Origin of the sequence: Mesorhizobium sp. M8A.F.Ca.ET.161.01.1.1 (genome assembly GCF_004792105.1) — a bacterium.
GTDB lineage: Bacteria > Pseudomonadota > Alphaproteobacteria > Rhizobiales > Rhizobiaceae > Mesorhizobium.
In genome coordinates, this window is sequence record NZ_SRTD01000007.1 from 133,304 (window position 1) to 151,389 (window position 18,086).

The window sequence follows — 18,086 nt, forward strand, 5'->3', positions numbered from 1 at the left end:
GCTGGGAGGAAGTCATGAACGATGCGCCGGCAACGCCCGTCGGCAGACCGCTTTCGCCAGGCGAACTGGTCACCGTTATGTCCCATTTCCATCGCGCCGAGATCGCCCGCATGGCCGGCTGGCGCGACCGCCTCGACCGCACCAGCAATTGGGCGATCACCGTTGTCGCGGCGATGCTGTCGGTGTCGCTGTCGACGGCCAGCGCCCATCACGGCGTGCTGCTGTTCGCCATGCTGCTGGTGCTGCTTTTGTTGTGGATCGAGGCGCGCCGCTATCGCTTCTTCGACGTCTACCGCGCCCGCGTGCGCCAGTTCGAGCGCCATTATTTCGCGCAGATCTTCTCGCCGCAGCCCGATTTCGCCTCCGACTGGCTGCTGGTCGTCGGCGAAAGCCTACGCACCCCGAAATTCCTGGTTTCGCAGCGCGTGGCGCTGGCGCGCCGTCTGCGCCGCAACTACGTGCACATGATGCTGATCCTGCTGCTCGCCTGGATCCTCAAACTGTCGACCCCGAGCCTCATCGATCAAGGCGTGCCGGTCGGCTTTGTCGGCACAATGCGCGAGGCCGTCGGCGCGGCGGCGCTCGGTCCCATCCCGGGCGCGGCCATCGTCGCCGTGGTTGCCCTCCTCTATGCCGGCCTGCTGGCGGCCGCCTTCCTGACGCCAGGCGACGACGGCGAACTCTCCTTCGGTAACGTCCACGTCTGACCTCGATGCCGGACGCCAACAACTCGCGACGGATGGCTGCAACGCAAACGTCGGCCGCGCGTTGTGATGGTCAGTCCGCGGCGGCGTCTTGAAGGGACCCATGATCCATCCATCGGCAACGAGGCCGCACGGTACAGCGGCCGCCCTTTCGCTGGCCATTTTCGTTCTGGCGCCGGCAAACCACGCGCTGGCCGCGCAGCCGGCCGGCCACGCCTCGGGCATCGGCGGCTCGGCGGAGGGATTATTCGTCGCCGAGATCGTACTCCTGCTTCTGGTCGGCCGTGGCCTCGGCGAAATCTTCCAGCGCTATGGCCAGCCGGCGATCATGGGGCAGCTGATCGGCGGCATCCTGCTTGGACCTTCCCTCTTCGGCTGGCTGTGGCCCGACGCCCAGCATCTGATCTTCTCCACCGATCCGGCGCAGAAAAGCATGATCGATGCCGTCTCGCAGCTCGGCATCCTGTTGCTTCTCCTGCTTACCGGGATGGAGACGGATCTGCGCCTCGTGCGGCGGGTGGGCGCGGCCTGTTTTTCGATCTCGATCACCGGCGTCGTCGTGCCCTTTGTCTGCGGCTTCGCGCTGGCGCAGGCGCTGCCGGATTCCCTTCTGCCCGAGCCGGGTGAGCGCATCGTCGCCGGACTGTTCCTCGGCACGGCGCTGTCGATCTCCTCGGTCAAGATCGTCGCCATGGTGGTGCGCGAGATGAACTTCATGCGCCGCAATCTCGGCCAGGTCATCGTCTCCTCCGCCATCATCGAGGACACGATCGGCTGGCTGATCATCGCCGTCACCTTCGGCATCGCCACCAATGGCAGCTTGCAGGTGCTGCCGCTCATCATCACGGTGGTCGAAGTGGCGCTGTTCATGGTGTTTTCCTTCACCATCGGCCGCCGCCTGGTGTTCACCCTGATCCGCTGGAGCAACGACTCCTTCCGCAGCGAGTATGCCGTCGTCACCGTCATCATCATCATCATGGGCGTGATGGCGCTGATCACCAATCTGATCGGCGTCCACACCGTGCTCGGCGCCTTCGTCGCCGGCATACTGGTCGGGGAATCGCCGATCCTGTCCGACCACATCGAGGGCCAGCTGCGCGGCGTCATCACGGCGCTGTTCATGCCGGTGTTCTTCGGCATGGCCGGCTTGTCCGCAAACCTCACCGTGCTTGCCGACCCGACGCTGGCGCTGCTGACGCTGGCGCTGGTGCTGATCGCCAGCATCGGCAAATTCTCGGGCGCCTTCCTCGGTGGCCGGCTGGCCGGCATGTCGCTGAAGGAGGCGACCGCCGTCGGCAGCGCCATGAACGCGCGCGGCTCGACCGAGGTCATCGTCGCCTCGATCGGCCTGTCGATGAACATCCTGTCCCACAATCTGTTCACCATGATCGTCACCATGGCCGTCATCACGACGCTCGCCATGCCGCCAATGCTGCGCTGGGCGCTCGGCCGGCTGCCGGTCGGCGATGCCGAAAAGCAGCGCGTCGACCGAGAACTGCTCGACGAACGCGGCTTCGTCTCCAAACTGGAGCGATTGCTGCTGCTCGTCGACGACAGCCCGGTCGGCAAGTTCACCGCCTATCTCGCCGGGCTCGTCGGCGGCGGCAGCGGCATGCCGACCACGCTGCTCCACCTCGAGGACGGCAAATTGCCCGGCCCTGCCCGCGACAAAGGCCCCGAGCGGGCCTCGAAACAGGTCAAGAGGGGAGCGGCCAGAAGCGCCAGGGCTGTCAGCAAGGCCGAGGACACGCCCGTCGACAAGATCCATCTCACGGCCCGCGCCGAGCTTGAAGCCACCACCGAAACGATCGCCGCCGAGGCCCGCAAGGGCTACGGCCTTCTGCTGGTTGGGCTCGACAACGCGCTGACCGGCAAAGGCACCTTCAGCGGCACGCTGAACGATATCACCAGCGGCTTCGACGGCCCGCTCTGCCTGGTGCTGAATGGCGCCAAATCCAGCGGCAGGATGCCGATGCTGCGCGCCGGCGCGACCATTCTGGTTCCCGTCAACGGCACCGAGGTGGCGCGGCGCGCGGCTGATTTCGCGCTGGCCCTGGCGCGGCCGCACCGGGCGCGCGTCAAAGTCCTTTATGTCTCGCAGGCCCGCAAGGGCAGCCGGCCAGGCTCGGTTTCGCACCGCCGCGAGGAGGCCGTGCTCAAGGATGTCGCCGATCTCGCCGACCGCTATGGCGTCGCCGTCGAGACCGCCATCAGAACGCGCGCCACGCCCGACCAGGCGATCGCCAGGGAAGCGGCCAAGGGCGCGGCGATGGTGGTGATGGGCGTCACCCAGCGGCCGGGCGAAGAGCTGTTCTTCGGCGACACGGCGACCGCCGTGCTGGCCGCCGTCGCCTGCCCTGTCGTGCTTCTGGCAAGCGATCGCGTCAGGCGAGCCGACGCCGGCGCTGAGGAGGCGACAGCCGAGACCGGCGCCTGATGTCTATGGTCCTATAGGCCGAGGAACTGCCGCCCGATCAAGTAGCCCAACGCCGCCGCGACGAGCGGGAACAGCGCCGGCGCGACCCTGCTGAACAAGGAAATGCTCGTGTCCTTGGGCGGCACATAGCGTGCATTGCCGAGATTTTTGGTCATTGCGTACCCCACGCGCACCGATAATTAGCAGATGCTTATTGATGCATGGCCGAATTAACGGGTTGTAAAGAAATTCGATCGAATAGCCGACCATTGCATGGCGCCCACAGCCTATTTGTCGCCTTGTTCGAAAGCGCCGATGCCTTGCGCGATGAGGTTGGTGGCCATGACCAGCGAAATGATCGCCGCCGAATTGAACACCACCACCCACCATTTGCCGCCGGTGAGGAAGCCGTAACCGTCGGCGATCGCCAGCCCCCAGTCGGCCGATGGCGGCTGGATGCCGAGGCCGAGGAAGCTCAGCGTCGCGATCGAGAAGAAGGCGTAGCCGAGCCGGGTGATCAACTCGATCAGGATGGTTTCCCGGACATTGGGCAGGATTTCCAGGAACATGATCGCCAGCCGCCCTTCGCCGGCCAGCCGCGCGGCGCTGACATAGTCGCGCTCGCGCTGTTCGCGCGCGGCGGTGCGCACGGTGCGCGCCACCAGCGGCGCATAGGCAAGGCCGATCACCGCGATGACGGTGAGGTTGGACGGGCCGATCGCCACCAGCGCCATCGTCACCAGCACGATGAAGGGCAGCGACATGACCGCGTCGAGCAGCCGCGCGCCGACGGCATCGACCAGGCCGCCGAAGGTGCCGAGCACCAGGCCGATGACGCTGCCCGAAGCAACACCCGCCAGCGTCGCCAGCGGCGCCACCAAAAGGATGTCGCGTGAGCCGACGATGATGCGCGAGAGCACGTCGCGGCCGAGCTGATCGGTGCCGAACCAGTGCACCGCGTCGGGCGGCGTCATCATCGACAGGAAATCCTCGGCATAGGGATCGAACGGCACGAACAGCGCGCCGAACAGCGCGCAGGCGACCCAGAACAGCAGCACCACCGAACCGATCACGGTCGACGGCGCCACATCGGGGATCAGGCCGCGCAACCTGCCGATCCAGGAGAGCCTGATGTCGCCGCGCACCGGGGATTGCGCCAGATCGGTCATGGCGCGCTCCGGCGGCGCTGGCGCGGATCGAGCAGCGCCTGCAGGAGATCGCCGATCGCGGCCGTCGACACGAAGATCGCCGCCATCACCAGCACGCCGGCCTCGAGCATCGGGAAGTCGCGCGCCTTGGCGGCGCTCAGCACCAGATTGCCGAGCCCCTGTATGCCGAACAGCGCCTCGATCACCACCAGCCCGCCGAGCAGGAAGCCGCTCTGCGTGGCGATGACGGCGACCGTCGGCACCAGCGCGTTGCGCAGCACGTGCTTGAACAGCACCTGCGAGGGGCTCAAGCCTTTGAGGATGGCGGTGCGGGTGTAGTCGGCGCCACGCGCCTCGATCACCCCGGCCCTGGTCATGCGCGCGACATAGCCGATCAGGTTCAGCACCAGCGGCAGCGCCGGCAGGATGAGGTAGTAGCTGGTCGTCCAGAAGCCGGAGGCTTGCGGCGCCGCGCCCGTGATCGGAAACCAGGCCAGCCACAGGCCGAAGACCATCAGCAACAAAAGGCCAGAGACGAAGTCCGGCACGATCGAGAGCGAGACACCGGTGAGCACGATCACCCGGTCGACGAGGCTCCCCGAGCGCAGGCCGGCGACGACGCCGGCGCCGATGCCGATCGGCACCAGGAACAGCAGAACGACGCCGGCCAGTGCGGCGGAGTTCCTGATGCTTTCCAGCACGAACGGCGCCACCGGGGCGCGCATCGACAGCGAGTCGCCGAAATCCCCCGTCATCGCCCGGCTGAACCAGTGCCAGTATTGCGCAAGGATCGGCTGGTCGGTGCCGAGCTTGCGGTTGAGTTCGGCGACCGCCTGCGCATCGGCGAACGGGCCGAGCATGACGCGGCCGACATCGCCGGGCAGCACCTGCCCGGCGAGGAAGACCAGCGCGCTGACCAGCCACAGCGTCAGAAGCAGCGAACCCGCGCGCGCCGCCAGAGGCCTGACGACCGCCATCGAGGCGATCACACGAACGACACCTTGTCGAGCAGCAGATGCGAGATGGCGGTGAAGCGCACGCCTTCGACCTTGGCGCTGACGATGCGGCTGTATTGCGAGAAATAGCTGATGATCAGCGGCGTCTCGTCGAGCAGCAGGGTTTGGATCTTGCCGGCGGCGAGCCGCTGCGCCTGCAGGTCGCGCGCCTTGCCGTAGTCGATGAGCAGGGCATCATAGTCCGCATTGTTGAAATGCGCCGCGTTCCAGGCGCCCGAACTCTTCAGCGTCGCGTTGAGGAAGATGTCGGGCGTGCCGCGATGGCCGAAATCGGTGATGCCGAGATTGGAGTCCAGCCACGGCGAAGAACCGAATGTCGCCGAGCCGTAATAGGCATCCTGCGGCAGCACGTTAAGCTTGATGTCGATACCGGCCTTTTTCGCGAAGTTCTGGATGATCACCGCATAATCGGGAATGTCATAGGCGCGCTCGGTGGTCAGCGTCACCTCGAACCCATTGGGCACGCCGGCCTCGCCGAGCAGGCGCTTGGCCTCGGCGATGTCCTGCTTGCGCTGCGGCACCGACGGATCGGCCGAGGGGAAGATCGGCGCGAAGGGCGTGTCGTTGCCGACGATGGCGCGGCCCTTGAGCAGGCCCTTGACCACGGCCTCGCGGTCGATGGTCAGCGCCAGCGCGCGGCGGATGCGCTTGTCGGTGAACGGCGCCTGGTCGGTTCTGAGATGCGCCGGATCATGCGAGCTTGCCTGCACGCTGAGCAGCTTGAAGTTGGGGTTGCCCTCGATCGCCAGTTCCAGCCGCGTGGTGCTCGGGATGACGTCGAGCTGGCCGGCCTGCAGCGCCAGCACCTGCGCCTGTTCGTCGTCGAAGAACTTGATCTCGACGCGGTCGGGCAGCGCCTTGTCGCCCCAATAGTCGGGGTTGCGCACGAAGCTGGCGCCTTGCTTGGGGCGGAACGATTCCAGCTTGAACGGGCCGGTGCCGTTGAAAGTCTTCTCGAAGTCGCCGGCATAGTCGGCCGGCACGATGACGGCGTTGTAGACGTCGGAGGAGACATAGAACGGGAAGTTGCTGTTCGACTGGTCGAGATCGAAGGCGACCGTCTCGTCGTCGACGACCTTGGCGCCGCCCTTGGAGAGGATGCCCTTATAGGCCGACAAGGCCGAGGAGCCGCTGGCCGGATCGACCAGCCGTTCGAAGCTCGCGACCACGTCCTTGGCGGTCACGGTGCGGCCGTCGTGGAATTTCACGCCTGGCCTCAGCTTGAAGGTCCAGCGCCTGGCGGTCTCGTCGGCTTCCCAGGACAGGGCAAGCTTCGGCTGCAGCCCGTCCTTGGGATCGTCGAGGATGAGATACTCGCCGACCTGGCTGATCACGCCGATGCTGGCCGGATCGGTGATCGTGACGGGATCGATCGCCTTGGTCGGCTGGCCGAGGCCGACGCGCACCGTGCCGCCGGCAGTCGCCGCGCGCGCCGCACCTGGCGTGAACAGCCCCTGCGAGGCGGCAAAGCCGGTGAGGCCGAGAAGTGCCGCGTATTTCAGCAGGTCGCGGCGCTTGAGAAAGCCTTGCGCGTATTCGTCCACCGCGACATTCCAGATGTCGCCGGATTGATTGCGCAGAAGATCGATGTCGGAACGTTTCGTCATTGTTTTTCTCTCTTGATTTGAATGGCTTTGAAAGGGAGCGTCAGGCCGGCTGGCCGTCGAGATGGATGCGGTCGACCGCCTGCGGATAGAAGGCGATCAGGCCCTTGATTTTCGCGACCTCGTCGATCGGCTCGCGATAGCTCCAGGCGATGTCGGGGCGAACCGAACCATCCCCGAGCAGGCCCGACCAGTAGGAGGCGATGCCCTTGTAGGGACATCGCGTCGTCGAACTGGACGCCGTCAGCCGCTCCAGCCGGATATCCTCCGGAGGAAGGTAGAAACGCGTCGGCAGATGGGTCTCGAACAGCAGCACCGGGCGGTGGCTGTCGGCGATGATCTCGCCGTCGAACCAGACCTCGACATGGCTGGAACTCTGCAGCACGTCGATGCGGGCATAGGGATCGCGGGCATGGACGAAGACTTCTTCCTCCTCCTCGAACCATTGGTCGACCGCCTTCCAGGTGAAAGCAATGCGGCCGGCGAGCGGCGCCAGGTTTTCATCCGGCGGTGCCGTGAACGACCAGGCCGCGTTGGCGGCGCGCTTGTCGCCGCTGTCGATGTCCCAATAGGCGGTCTCGCCGCCGACGGCATGCGGCTCGCGATGCAGCGACGGTTTCAGCACCGAAGGATCGACCGCGGACGGCGGGAAGAAATAGATCGGCAGGAAATGGTTGGAGCGCAGCACCAGCACGTTGCGGCTGTCGGCGATGGTGCGGCCGCCGAATTTCACACGCACACGCTTGGGGCTGTGCAGCACATTGACGAGACGCGGAGCAGTGGCTTCGCGGGGCTGGAGGTTCGGCGCGGCGGTCATGGCTTTTCCTCTCAGGACACGGCGCGCTGATTGGCGCGCTGCTCGGCGAAACGGTTGGCGGGGCGGGCAAGGCCGAAGCGGTCGCGCAGCGTGCCGGGCGCGTATTCGGTCGGCACCAGGCCGCGCCGCTGCAGTTCCGGCACCACCTGCTCGGCGAAATTCACCCAGTCCTCGGGCAGCAGCGGGAACATCAGGTTGAAGCCGTCGCAGGCGCCGGCGACGTACCAGTCTTCCAACTGGTCGGCGATCTGCTTCGGCGTGCCGGCCACCGTCGGCACCGAGCCGCTGTTGGCGAGCTTGCGGGCGATGTCGCGCAGGCTGAGGTTCTGCTTCGACCATTGCTTGACGCGGTTGAGCGAGGTGCGCCCGCCATTGAAGGTGCTCTCGTCCGGCAGCGGCGGCAGCGGGCCATCAGGCGGGTAGGCGGAGAGGTCGATGCCGCTCCAGCTCGACAACAGGTCGATGCCGACCTGGTCGGGCAGCAGCGTCTGCAGGTATTCCTGCTTGTCGCGGCCCTCTGCCTCGGAGGCGGCGACGATCGGCAGGATGCCGGGCAGTATCTTGAAGCTTTCCGGCCGCCTGCCGTGGCGCGCCAGCCGCTCGTTGATGTCCTGCCGGTATTTGATGCCGTCTTCCCGTGTGGAGAAGATGGCGAAATGCACGTCGGCCTGGGCGGTGGCGAAATTCTTGCCGTCCTCGGACGAGCCGGCCTGGACGATCAGCGGATGGCCCTGCGGCGGCCGAGACACGTTGAGCGGCCCGCGCACCTTGAAATGCTTGCCCTTGTGGTCGATCGGATGGACCTTGTCGGGGTCGGCGAAATAGCCCGTCTGCTTGTCGATGAGGAGCGCCTCGTCCTCCCAGCTGTCCCACAGCGCCTTGACGATATCGAGGAATTCGCCTGCGCGTTCATAGCGGAAGGCGTGCTCGATATTGCCGTCGCGGCCGAAATTGCGCGCCTCCTCGTCCATCGCAGAGGTGACGACGTTCCACGACGCCCTGCCCTTCGAGATATGGTCGAGCGAGGCGAACAGCCGCGCCACATTGTAGGGCTCGCTGTAGGAACTCGACGCCGTGGTGATCAGGCCGATATGCTTGGTCACGCCGGCCAGCGCCGACAGCAGCGTCAGCGGTTCCAGCCGCGCATTGGCGTAGTGCGCGACGCCGCTCTTGACCGAATCCCAGATCGACACGTGGTCGGCGACGAAGATGGTGTCGATCGTGGCCCGCTCGGCCGCCTGCACCAGCTCGCGGTAATAGTCGAAGTCGAGCACCTCGCGCCCCGGCGCGCGGGGGTGGCGCCAGGCCATGCGGTGGTCGCCCTGCGGGTTGAAGAAGAACGCGCTGAGGATCATGTGCGACATGCCGGTAGCCTTCTCTGTCCATGCGGAAATCGTCAGGCGCGGCAGTGTGTGGCCGTGCCCTGAAAACCTTCCAGTCGGTAAAAGTTAGATTGCGCCCGGGCTTAATTCGAGTAATTTTATAGAGATTGTTCTATGTGAAAGCGGAAGCGATTGCCCCCGATCGCCGCGCGGACAGAAAGTGGTTTCGGGCATGTCCTCTTCATCGTCGTCTTCGGTCCTAAGCGTCGAGCACCTTTCGGTTTCCTACCGGGGCGCCCGGCGCATCCACCGCGCGGTCGATGACATCTCGCTCGGGATCGGCCAGGGCGAAGCGCTCGGCCTGGTCGGCGAATCCGGTTCGGGCAAGAGCTCGGTGGCGCTGGCCGTGCTGCGCTACCTGCCCAGGCACGCCCGGGTCGAGGCCGCGCAACTCGCCTTCGAGAACCGCGAAATCCGCGACCTCTCCCCCGCCGAACTGCGCCGGCTGCGCGGCGACCGCATCGCCGCCGTCTACCAGCATCCGGGTTCGGCGCTGAACCCGAGCATGACCATTGGCGGCCAGATCACCGAGACGATCCTGCGCCACCGCCCGATGCATCATGACGACGCGCAGGCGCGCGCGGCGCAACTGCTCGGCCGCGTCCGCGTCGCCAATCCGGAGCGCGTGCTAAAACTTTATCCGCACGAACTGTCGGGCGGCATGCAGCAGCGCGCCAACATCGCCATCGCGATCGCGCTCGATCCGGCGCTGCTGGTGATGGACGAGCCGACCACGGCGCTCGACGCCAGCGTCCAGTCCGAGATCATCGCCATCCTCGACGATCTGCGCCGCGAGCACCGCACCTCGATCCTGCTGATCAGCCACGACATCAACCTCATCAGGCGCTCCTGCGACCGCGTCTCGGTGATGCAATCCGGCGCGATCGTCGAGACGGGTGTCGCCGAAGAAGTGTTCGACAATCCGCGCCACGCCTATACCAGGGCGCTGGTCGCGGCGATCCCGACGCTGACCCGCACCAAGCGCGACGGCAGGCTGGCCGAGGATGCCAGCCCCATCGACCTCGCCTCGCCCACGCCGGCGACCGACAGCCTCCCCGCCCGGGAGCGCGAGATCGCCATGTCCTGCCGCGGCATAAGGCAGTCCTTCGGCGGCCAGCCGGTGCTGCACGGCATCGATCTCGACATCGCCGCCGGCGAGACCTTCGGGCTGATCGGCGAGTCCGGTTCCGGCAAGTCGACGCTGGCCCGCATCGTCACCGGCCTGCAGCCGCCGACGGCGGGCAGCGTCGAGCTGTTCGGGCGCACGGTGGCGCCGCTGGTCGAACGGCGCCAGCCGGCCGAGCGGCGCGACGTGCAGATGGTGTTCCAGTCGCCAGACCGCACGCTCAACCCGCGCCAGCGCATCGGCCGCATCCTCGGCCGCCCGCTGCGCCGGCTGGCCGGCCTGCCGCGCCGCGCAGTACCCCAGCGCGTCGGCGACCTCTTGGCCTCGGTGCGCCTTGCCCGCACCACGGCGGAGCAGAAACCCGGCACCCTGTCGGGCGGCCAGCGCCAGCGCACGGCGATCGCCCGCGCCTTCGCCGGCCTACCGAGGCTGGTGGTGCTGGACGAGCCGACCTCGGCGCTCGACGTCTCGGTGCAGGCGACCGTGCTCAACCTGCTCAACGATCTGCAGAAGACGAAAGACACCGCCTATCTCTTCATCAGCCATGATCTCCGGGTCGTGCGCTACATGGCCGACCGCATCGGCGTGCTCTATCGCGGCCGCCTGGTCGAGACCGGTTCCTCCGACCAGATTTTTGCCGGCCCCAACCACCCCTACACGCAGATGCTGCTGGCGGCGTCTTCCAATGAGGGGCGGACCATGGCGCAAGCCGCCATCGAAGCCAGCCCCGATGCCAGCCTCGATAATGCCCTCGCCGGCTGCGCCTTCGCCGGCCGCTGCCCGCTGGCCGACGACGCCTGCCGCAAGGCGCAGCCTGTCGCTCGGGAAGTTGAAGCAGGCCATGTCATCGCCTGCTGGAAACGCGCCGGCTGAGGTTCGCCGGGATAAAGCCGGTGCATCGGCGGCTTGAGCAGCCGAGCGCTAAATCCGGCAGACCGCCATGACGAAGAACTCGCGGTAGCAGAAATCGGGATCGTCGAGCAGGCGATCCGGCCGCTGCTTCAGCTCGCGCCAATAGGCCTGGTCGGCATCAGGCAAGGCATAGCCCGGCGCGACGCTGGCAAAATAGGCCAGCAGGTCGCGAACATAGTCGCGCGTGAAGCGAGGCGCGGGCGCCCAGCGCTCGACCAGCCAGCCCTTGCGGCTGACGACCTCCAGCCCCGCTTGCCGCAGGCGCGCCGGAAGCGTCGAGCCGCAATCGGTGCCGAGCACGCCCCGGTCGCGAAACCCCTGCAGCCTGGCGGCCATGAAGCGCGCCAGAAGGGCTCGGTCCATGGGCAGGATCTGCAGGATGGTCGAATCGAAATCCTTGACCGCGAAAATGCCGCCCGGCTTCAGTACGCGCCTGGCCTCGCCGACGGCAAGCTCGAACTCGGCCGGCGTCAGATACTGCATGACATTGCCGGACCAGACGCAATCGAACGAGGCGTCGGCGAATGGCAGCGACAGGATGCTGCCGACTTCAGTGGCGATTTCCGGCGGCTCGGGCAGCGTGCCCGCCAGCGCCTCGACCCGGCCGATGTTTTCAGGCGCTAGGTCGAGCGCGGCGATGAAGCCGGATGGGCCGACGGCCCTCGCGATGAGCGGCAGGAAGCCGCCGCTGCCGCATCCGGCGTCGAGCACGCTCCAGCCCGGGCGGATGCCGGCATCGAGCAGGGCCGCCTCGTATTCGGGCCGCGACGATTCGAAATGAAGATCGAGCCACCCGGCCTCGCTCGCTTCGTGACCGGTGGACGTTTGATTCCCAGCAGACAAATGATCACCCTCCATGGCGCGGCAGGGATAGAAGCGCCGTGTCCCGCCATTCAGCCCAAGAACGCGGTCTTGAGCAAGGTCACTGCCCGCTCGACCCGCCGGGAAGATCGGCAACGGCTGGCACCGCGAGCAATTTGGCCGTGAGGAACTGAGGGCGCGAGGATCGCGCTCCTCAGATCGTGAGCCTCGGTCGGCTATTTGGTCTGCAACAAATCCCAAGTGCTGTCGGAAGTCGTGCAGTCAGTCGTATAAGGCGCTTTGTTTGTATCCACCCAAGCGAGGCATTGCCCTCGGGAACTGCTTCTGATTTTGAGGTTGGTTTCCTTTTTATCTATCTTCTTCTCGAGGCAGACCAACTGTTTTTTGACACTCTTCTCCTTCGCACATTCGCCATCAGCATGAGCTGATGACACAATAGAAATAGCGAAGGCGAACGACAATCCGATAGCTGCGGTAACTCCGAGTGATTTTCCCATTTTCCCTCTCCCATTTCGCCATATTTATCTGGCGCAAACAAAAATTAGACAAAACTAAATAAATGTATAGATGTTCACGTATTTTTGATGCGCTGGACCGTCTTGGACAAGGCCGAAGCGAAGTCGTCCGATGACTCGCACCTTCATCCGGAATGATTTCCATGAAACGGTGAACCGTTCTAGATTTGCGCCTGGCGCGACACACCAGGGGAGCATCGAGATGAGCAAAGCCAGTTCAACGCCGGCCGGGCAACCCCGACCGCCCAGCCCGAGACAACTCGCCGAGATCGCCAGCTACCACGCCCATATCTATTACGGCGACGCCGACCAGCGCCAATACGCCGAATGGCTGCGCCAGCGCATCGCCGAACGCTTCCGCGTGCGCCTGGGCAGTTGGCGCGACGAGCCCGTCGGCCCGCATGAGCAAGCCATGTACCAGGTCTCCTTCGCCACCGAAATCTTCGCCACGCTGGTGCCCTGGCTGATGCTGAACCATGGCGGCCTCAGCATCCTCATCCACCCCAACACCACCAACCCCAAGCGCGACCACCTGGTCGACCCGCTCTGGATCGGAAAGGCATTGGGCGTGCATGGCGAGGTGCTGGGGGAAGAGGATGAGGCGGAAGAGGCGCTGGAGGTGAACACGGAGCCGACGCTGGAGGCGTGAGAGGGCGTCCAGACCCGCGATGAGGGGCTCTCGCGGCGATTTGATGATCCCATGGGGAATGACAAGATGAACAACCAACCTTTGGCCGCCGAAACCTTGCCCTATCTGTCGGCCGCCCTGCTCGACCGCCTGTCGATCTCGACAGTCGACATGGTTGACGAGATCGAACGCCAGATATCAGGCCAGAGGCGGGGCGAAGTCTGGTGCGCGCCGAAGGCGGTCGTGCTGCCGGGCGACGACCGCTACATCATGGCGACGCTCGGCGTTGCGTCGACGCCGCCCGTGCTGGCCACGAAATCGCTGGTCGTCAATCCGCGCAACGCCGGGCGCGGACTGCCCACGCTGAATTCCCTGATCACGCTGCTCGACGCCGAAACCGGCCTGCCGCTTGCCCTGGTCGACGGCAATTGGGTGACCGAGAAACGCACCGCCGCCTTGAGCGCCGTCGCCGCCAGGCAAATGGCCAGAAGCGACGCGTCATCCCTGGCCTTCATCGGCTGCGGGGTGCAGGCCCGCGGCCACCTCGAAGCCTTCGCCGACCTCTTCCCCTTGCGCGAAATCCGCGCCTTCGGCCGCGGCACCGCCAACCGCGACGCGCTGTGCCAGATGGCGCGGTCGCGAGGGCTGCAAGCAATCCCCTGCGACACGGCAAGGGCCGCGATTGAAGGCGCCGACATGGTGGTGACGACGGTGACCCTGGTGCCCAAACCCGAACCGTTCCTCGACGCCAACTGGCTGAAGCCGGGAAGCTTCACCGTGATGACCGACCAGGCCCTGCCCTGGCTGCCCGAAACGATGCGCCGCTTTGATCGCATTGTCGTGGATGATCTGGAGCAGGAGAAGAACATGGCCAAGCCGATGGTTGATCCCGGCTTGGTTGTGGGTGACCTGACGGGTTTGGTTTGCGGTGATTTTGTGGGGCGGGAGAGCGCGGGCGAGACGACGGCGTTTGTTTTTCGAGGGCTGGCGGTGGGGGATCTGGCGGTGGCCGGGCTGGCGTATGAGCGGGCAAAGGTGGTGGGGACGGTTGGGAGGTAGGGTAAGACGAGCAGAGCGAAAAATATGCGTGCTTTTATCGCCTATCAAAATCCCGCGCTGCAACGGAACGCATGAGTTCATATAGCTCAACGCGGCTTGAATTTGCTGAGGCTGAATTGGCCAAATAGTCAAACTTAACTAGCAAGGCACAATTTCGCCTTGGGTTTAGCAAAAGGCAATCAGACCATACATCTTCTTTGTTTTCAATTGACGCCGCGTATCTTAGAAGCCAGTACATGAGAATCTGCCTGAAGTCGCCAGATACAAAGTTCCTGTCCGTGTGTTTTACTTCAATAAGAATATTTCCCAGCGAGAAATCTCCGTTCCCTGATGCAATCCACCCGTATCCCGGTATAAATGGAGCTTTCTCAAGGCGAGCATCCGGGTGCTGCGCCCTTACACTTCTTAGCATCTCCATGAGGTTATGCGCGGCTAGCTCGGCAACATCAATATCGCACCGTTCGAGTTTTGTCGGAATTCTTGCGTCATAGTGCTGACTCTGGCGCCTTGCTGCTACCTTGAGGCAGTCGTCCCATGTTGCCTCGCTCAATCCATCACAGGCGAAATCGACGCGGGCCATCGCTACCTCGAACAACATGGCCTTTTGCAGTCGGCTTTGCTCAATTAGCTCAATCGGGATGGCATTCAACTCGGCAAACGAAAACATCGTCTTGTTCAATGACGACACTAGCCCTCCGGATAATCGAGGGAAAAGGATATCCAATACCCCGGGAATGTCTCGAGCAACAGTTCGTGGATCCCTTAAGGGGAGCCTATTAAGAGCCATTTGCCACCCAGTCTTCATAACACGAAGCAAAAGTAGGCCCTATGGTTGACTCAAACCCAAGCCGCCATTCTTGCGCTAGTGTCCTGCGCAATTGACTTCTTGCATGTGCTCCATCATCCCCGAAATTGCCAGCTGAAAGCCAAACCATCCTTTGCTCGTCAGGGCCGAGATTCTGCCACTGATTTCTTAGGCGCATAAAGCTGGCACGATCGCCCCAATGCCGCCAGCAGTCGATGCAAGCACGCCTTACCGCTTGCGACGATGATCCGTCATAGATGCGACGAACAAAACGGCCGCGCACATCTGTTCGTCGAAAGCGTATAGCTCTCAAAAAATGAAGTAGATTGGTCTCTGGCATAAGCAGGTGTGACGCGGCTGCGGGTAATCTATCCAGAAGGCCATCAATCTGATCAAACACCACGTTAAAATCCTCGTTCGCGCGAACAGAGTACACACCGCGCATAATCTTTGCCCATGACGCTCTAAAAGAATCGAGGTTGCGGACGTCCAGCAAAGTTGCGCAAAGTTGGGCGGCTACAGTTGGCTCCTGAAATTTCAGAGCCCGCCCTATCTGGGCCAAAACGAAGTTATCGGGCTGTGATTTCTGCTTCTCAAGATCGAGCAGAAATTGAATATCAATATCATCAAAAGATTTTTTCAGCTCCTCGTAATCGCTCTTGGATGCGTCCGAATAAGGATCAAAATGCAGGTCAAGTTCCCTCAGCGCCGTGCTTGCATCTTCTCCATGACCGAGCTGAGCAGCAATATAATCCTTATAGTGTTTCGCGCTCAGAATCGTTGTTTTTGTTCTATTAAGTGAAAGACCGTAGTCAGCAAGTGAATGAGACAATGTCGAAAGTGCACGGTAGGCATCTTGTTGAGAATCGCATATCAATGTAAAATCATCTACATAGCGATGCCAAACTATCCCAGCATCCGAAAGAGATACGTCTATCGGAGACATCATAACTTCCGCAAGAATTCGGGCGCACTGTCCGCCGACGGGCAGACCGAAAGATCGGCCCGATGAGAGTTTGCTCAGGATTCGATCGATCTGTACTGCAACCGTGGACCCAGAGGGGCTAAGATCGTTTAGGAGATTTTCCAGTCTGTGGTGATAGATATGCTCGTAGTAACTGGATACGTCCGTTTGAATAACGACACTATCCTCATTATTCAAGGCTTCCTCATTTAAGGTTGCTTCTTTATAGGTTCTCCATGAGCGCGACCTGTCAAAGAATGACGGAAAATTGTGCAAGTCGCGGCCAAGCCGATAGGAATGCACCCGGGAACTACGGCTGTCTTCGTTCGCTTCGGCTATAGCTAAGCCAAGACCATTAAGGTACAAGTTCCAAAATGGGTGTATTTTAGTCGTGATGCGAAATCCGTGCGAGCCAGAAGGAGCAAGTAGGCGTTCCGCACCCACTGTAATCTCGCTCATGAAGGCGGCGGCCTGCTTAACAGATTTATTGTTGATATTTTTAAATAACTCAAAACATATTTTTGAGAGCTCTGGTGATCTGTCACGGATAAAGCTCGCGTCGATATCGTAGGGAAGAGTATCGTTTTCGCCGCTTTCCCCGATCTCCATCGCTGCTGCAAGAAAATTTCTCTCTTTAACGTCCAGCATAATACCTTCCGCAGCAGCATGGGCCCGAATCTATGAGATGACACCCCTAAGGTTATACATTTGCAAGCTTCGCCATTAAAAGTCTAGCCAATGAAATCTATCGATATTTTCGTTTCTATCGCCGATTGGAATGATCGTGCCGCCGGAAGAGGGGCGGCCCAGAAGGCGCGGCTTATGACAAACCTTGACTGGCCCACCTGTTCGGATACTGTTGAGGAATGCTCCGAGAAGAAGCGGCGCCGGGCATTGAGGACAGCCGCACGATAACCGACAATGGGTTTGGTCCCTTACGTCGACGATAAGAAGAACCAGCGCCAGCCTATGGCTGACTATGCTGCCGAACACTCCTCGAACGAAACCAGCGTCTGCGCGCCGTGGTGCGCACACCTACGGAGGGAGTCATGCGGTTTGCATTGGTGAATAGCGAACGAAGCGAGGCTAGGCCCGCGTTGGCAGGCAGTTGCCCGTGCTGCTCGCAGCGGATGGTCGCAAAGTGCGGAACGCAACGAGTTTGGCATTGGGCACATTGCGGCAATCGGAACTGCGACCCTTGGTGGGAGCCGGAAACCCTTTGGCACCTAAGCTGGAAAAATCAGTTTCCCTCCGAGTGGCAGGAAATCATCCGGCATGATGAGAGGGGTGAGAAGCACGTCGCAGACGTGATGACCGAAAATAGCCTGGTAATTGAGTTTCAGCATTCGCACCTGCCTTTGCAAGAGAAGGTGGCGCGCGAAGGTTTCTACCAGAGTATGGTTTGGGTCGTGGACGGTACGCGCCTAAAAGGCGACCATCCCCGATTTCTTGGCGGGCGCCGGCTGTTCAGATCCACACACATGAACGGTGTTTTCACCGTCGCTGATCCGAAAAATTGCTTCCCCTCCGGATGGCTCAGTTGCGGCGTGCCCGTCTTCTTTGATTTTGAGCACACCGTTACGTCCACTGATACATCAACAGCAAAGACCGAGCTGCTCTGGTGCCTTTTGCCGGGACGCGCTGAAGGATGCGCTGTCGTCGTTGCGGTTTCGCCAGTCACCTTTGTGAAAGCCGCGCTGAAGTGGACCTGGATCATCCCAGTTCGGGCAGTGATGCAAACGGTTGCTGCCACGCTAAGGCGCGAGCGAGAAATTGCTGAACGTGAAGCTCGGTCCTCAATTTATGACCGCCCACAGTACCGCAGGCGGAGGTCTAGATCGTTCCGCAACTTTCGTCGGCGACCACGTTTCTAGCCACCAGGCGCACAGGAAGTGGGAAGTCCTAGTTGTTTACCCCCCAGCCAACCGCGGCAGCAAAAATATCTCCGCCCCCTCCGGCAGCTTCTTCCCCCAGGTATCCCGATAAATCACCCCGTCGATCGCGACCGCAATGCCGCGATCGATCCAAGGCTCGAGCCCGGGATACTGTTCAGCCAGTTTCCTGAACAGTTCCCTGATATCCTTGGCCTCGACCTCGACCTTGCTCTTCCCGCCGGCGAGCTGGCTGAGCGCGCCCCAGAGCGTGACTTCGACCATCGCGCGCCGGAG

At 62.8% G+C, this 18,086-nt stretch carries 17 protein-coding genes; 6 read left to right on the plus strand and 11 right to left on the minus strand.

Annotated elements, in window-relative coordinates; translation table 11 throughout:
• Nucleotides 1–14: 14 nt before the first annotated feature.
• Entirely contained in the window at nucleotides 15–707 is a 693-nt protein-coding gene (locus tag EN804_RS18900; protein WP_135867364.1) for a DUF2270 domain-containing protein, read from the plus strand.
• 100 nt (nucleotides 708–807) lie between these two features.
• Complete coding sequence (locus tag EN804_RS18905; protein ID WP_246693448.1) at nucleotides 808–3,141, plus strand: cation:proton antiporter; 2,334 nt, start codon at nucleotides 808–810, stop codon at nucleotides 3,139–3,141.
• An 11-nt stretch (nucleotides 3,142–3,152) separates the two neighbouring features.
• Here the strand turns inward: EN804_RS18905 and EN804_RS37270 are convergent, their stop codons facing one another.
• The 6 genes from EN804_RS37270 to EN804_RS18930 all read right to left on the minus strand — a co-directional run bounded on the left by EN804_RS37270 (nucleotide 3,153) and on the right by EN804_RS18930 (nucleotide 9,069).
• Nucleotides 3,153–3,296, minus strand: a complete 144-nt coding sequence (locus tag EN804_RS37270) for a hypothetical protein (protein WP_167531334.1) — start codon at nucleotides 3,294–3,296, stop codon at nucleotides 3,153–3,155.
• Between the two features lie 111 nt (nucleotides 3,297–3,407).
• Nucleotides 3,408–4,289: an ABC transporter permease gene (locus tag EN804_RS18910; protein WP_135920729.1), complete on the minus strand. Its 882-nt coding sequence runs from the start codon at nucleotides 4,287–4,289 to the stop codon at nucleotides 3,408–3,410.
• Entirely contained in the window at nucleotides 4,286–5,245 is a 960-nt protein-coding gene (locus EN804_RS18915; protein WP_135920952.1) for an ABC transporter permease, read from the minus strand. Before EN804_RS18915 ends, EN804_RS18910 begins: the two co-directional genes overlap by 4 nt.
• A gap of 8 nt (nucleotides 5,246–5,253) precedes the next feature.
• Entirely contained in the window at nucleotides 5,254–6,891 is a 1,638-nt protein-coding gene (locus EN804_RS18920) for an ABC transporter substrate-binding protein (RefSeq protein ID WP_135882508.1), read from the minus strand.
• A gap of 40 nt (nucleotides 6,892–6,931) precedes the next feature.
• Complete coding sequence (locus EN804_RS18925; protein WP_135920731.1) at nucleotides 6,932–7,705, minus strand: DUF427 domain-containing protein; 774 nt, start codon at nucleotides 7,703–7,705, stop codon at nucleotides 6,932–6,934.
• Nucleotides 7,706–7,716: 11 nt separating this feature from the next.
• Nucleotides 7,717–9,069 carry an LLM class flavin-dependent oxidoreductase gene (locus EN804_RS18930; RefSeq protein WP_135920734.1) on the minus strand — a complete coding sequence of 451 codons (1,353 nt, stop codon included), beginning with the start codon at nucleotides 9,067–9,069 and terminating at the stop codon, nucleotides 7,717–7,719.
• Between the two features lie 190 nt (nucleotides 9,070–9,259).
• Between EN804_RS18930 and EN804_RS18935 the strand changes: the two genes are divergently transcribed.
• Entirely contained in the window at nucleotides 9,260–11,086 is a 1,827-nt protein-coding gene (locus EN804_RS18935) for an ABC transporter ATP-binding protein (protein ID WP_135920736.1), read from the plus strand.
• A gap of 48 nt (nucleotides 11,087–11,134) precedes the next feature.
• Here EN804_RS18935 and EN804_RS18940 read toward each other — a convergent pair whose 3' ends face one another.
• Nucleotides 11,135–11,968, minus strand: coding sequence for a methyltransferase domain-containing protein (locus EN804_RS18940; protein WP_246693449.1), 834 nt, complete (start codon nucleotides 11,966–11,968; stop codon nucleotides 11,135–11,137).
• A gap of 194 nt (nucleotides 11,969–12,162) precedes the next feature.
• Nucleotides 12,163–12,444 carry a hypothetical protein gene (locus tag EN804_RS18945; protein ID WP_127281077.1) on the minus strand — a complete coding sequence of 94 codons (282 nt, stop codon included), beginning with the start codon at nucleotides 12,442–12,444 and terminating at the stop codon, nucleotides 12,163–12,165.
• A 220-nt stretch (nucleotides 12,445–12,664) separates the two neighbouring features.
• On the opposite strand from EN804_RS18945, the gene EN804_RS18950 reads away from it, so the two are divergent.
• Entirely contained in the window at nucleotides 12,665–13,111 is a 447-nt protein-coding gene (locus EN804_RS18950) for a DOPA 4,5-dioxygenase family protein (RefSeq protein WP_127281076.1), read from the plus strand.
• 66 nt (nucleotides 13,112–13,177) lie between these two features.
• Complete coding sequence (locus tag EN804_RS18955; protein WP_135920738.1) at nucleotides 13,178–14,149, plus strand: ornithine cyclodeaminase family protein; 972 nt, start codon at nucleotides 13,178–13,180, stop codon at nucleotides 14,147–14,149.
• Nucleotides 14,150–14,183: 34 nt separating this feature from the next.
• Here EN804_RS18955 and EN804_RS18960 read toward each other — a convergent pair whose 3' ends face one another.
• Nucleotides 14,184–14,837, minus strand: coding sequence for a hypothetical protein (locus EN804_RS18960; RefSeq protein ID WP_245464514.1), 654 nt, complete (start codon nucleotides 14,835–14,837; stop codon nucleotides 14,184–14,186).
• Between the two features lie 88 nt (nucleotides 14,838–14,925).
• A complete protein-coding gene (locus EN804_RS18965; protein WP_135920740.1) occupies nucleotides 14,926–16,566 on the minus strand; it encodes an RNA-directed DNA polymerase in 1,641 nt (546 codons plus the stop codon).
• A 401-nt stretch (nucleotides 16,567–16,967) separates the two neighbouring features.
• Between EN804_RS18965 and EN804_RS18970 the strand changes: the two genes are divergently transcribed.
• Complete coding sequence (locus tag EN804_RS18970; RefSeq protein ID WP_127280617.1) at nucleotides 16,968–17,792, plus strand: competence protein CoiA family protein; 825 nt, start codon at nucleotides 16,968–16,970, stop codon at nucleotides 17,790–17,792.
• A 36-nt stretch (nucleotides 17,793–17,828) separates the two neighbouring features.
• Here EN804_RS18970 and EN804_RS18975 read toward each other — a convergent pair whose 3' ends face one another.
• Nucleotides 17,829–18,074, minus strand: a complete 246-nt coding sequence (locus EN804_RS18975) for a MoaD/ThiS family protein (RefSeq protein WP_135920742.1) — start codon at nucleotides 18,072–18,074, stop codon at nucleotides 17,829–17,831.
• Nucleotides 18,075–18,086: the final 12 nt, after the last annotated feature.